Source organism: Streptomyces sp. KR55, from assembly GCF_052245645.1.
GTDB lineage: Bacteria > Actinomycetota > Actinomycetes > Streptomycetales > Streptomycetaceae > Streptomyces > Streptomyces flavusporus.
In genome coordinates this window covers 1-1,428 of sequence record NZ_JBQQCE010000891.1, presented here as the reverse complement: position 1 = coordinate 1,428, position 1,428 = coordinate 1, and the positions used below count along the sequence as shown (strand labels likewise).

General features: G+C 72.1%; 3 protein-coding genes. All 3 read right to left on the bottom strand.

From position 1 onward, the window contains the following. Nucleotides 1-381: tyrosinase family protein (locus tag ACTWQJ_RS51295; protein ID WP_443313186.1), on the bottom strand; the 381-nt coding region annotated here is incomplete at its 3' end. Beyond that, nucleotides 365-868, bottom strand: a complete 504-nt coding sequence (locus tag ACTWQJ_RS51290; RefSeq protein WP_443313185.1) for a tyrosinase family oxidase copper chaperone — start codon at nt 866-868, stop codon at nt 365-367. The genes ACTWQJ_RS51295 and ACTWQJ_RS51290, both read right to left, overlap by 17 nt. Before the next feature lie 268 nt (nt 869-1,136). Next, nucleotides 1,137-1,428: hypothetical protein (locus ACTWQJ_RS51285; protein ID WP_443313184.1), on the bottom strand; the 292-nt coding region annotated here is incomplete at its 5' end.

The window sequence follows — 1,428 nt, the reverse complement described above, 5'->3', positions numbered from 1 at the left end:
GTTGCCCTCCCGATGGGCGAACGGACCCGTCATCACCTGGCGGTCGGAGCGGCGCCCGTTGCCGCCGAGGAGGTCCGCCGTCCAGGGGGCGGAGGTGGTCGTGCGGTCGCGTGTCCAGTCCCAGTACGGCACGGTCACCGACGAGTCGACCCGGCGCAGCGCGCCCTCCAGATCGAGCAGCAGCCGGCGGTGCCAGGGCAGGAAGGAGGGCGTCATGTGCGCGGCGCGCAGTGCGTGCTCGCCGTCGGCGGAGAAGTACGCGATGTGCATCCGTACGAACTCGTCGTACTCGCCCCGCCGTTTGACCTCCAGCAGTGCATTGACGAACCGGCGCTTCTCGGCCCGGGTGAGCGTGCCGGCGTCCTTACGCACGTACGCCATGCCGGTCTCCCTTGTGCCGGTGTCCCGGATCCACCGGTCCTGGAGCCAGGTCGCGCAGCCGCTGACCGGGGCCGAGTTCGTCGACGGCGGCGCGGGCGGCCTCGAGCGGTGTCCGGTACGAGCAGTAGTGGTCGACCATCGTCAGCCAGGTGCCGTCGGCACGGCGCATCAGATGCAGCGGGCGGTCGTCCACGGTGACGTGCCACCGGCCGTCCTCCGCTGCGCCGCGCGCCGGGATCCACACACCGCGGATCCGGCGACCGCGGTAGGTCTGGTCGAAGGCGGTGTCGTCGGCGTTCCTGGGTGCGGATCCTGTGCGGTGCGGCCGCAAGGCGGCGAACACCGGGGCCGCCAGGGCGGCGGCGAGCGCGCAGGCGCGTAGACCACGTACCACCGCGCGCCGTGTTCTGCCCGCCGGTCCGGGCAGCGCCGGGCCCGGTGCTCCGTCCTCGGCACCCACCGGTACTCCGCCGGTGCTGACGACCATGGTTCACTCCTCGTCCGGTTCGGTTGTCCGTAGCCGTAACCGAGGAACGCCCTGTGCCGTCACCGCCACGCGGCCAGGAAAGTGATCACCGGTGGCGAATTCCGGTGACCACCGGTGTGTGATGTCCGGTCACCGACCGGGATGCATGCTCAGGTTGACACTGCGCAGGGTCCGGCACGGGAAGCGGCCGACGTGCCTCACCGTGCACAGTGACGGACGGCCCTCGAACTCCACCGAGGGCCGACTCCGTACGGGTGTGGTCTCAGCCCTACAGCCACAGATTGCCGTGCACCGGCTTGACCTCGTTCACTGCGGCCGCGGCCTCCCTCGCCGTGGGGATCAGCGAGTTGTGGCCCGACACGTCGAGGGGGACCCTGGTGGTCAGGCCGCCGCTGAGGTCGGTGCTCGCCAGGTCGCGGCTCGGGGCAGCGGGCGCCGGGGAGGGAGCACTCTGGGCAGCCGGCGCCTGGTACGAAGCAGCCGGGGCAGCCGGCGCCTGGGCCGGAGCACTCTGCGCAGCCGGCGCCTGGTACGAAACGGTCGGGCCGGCCGGCGCCTGG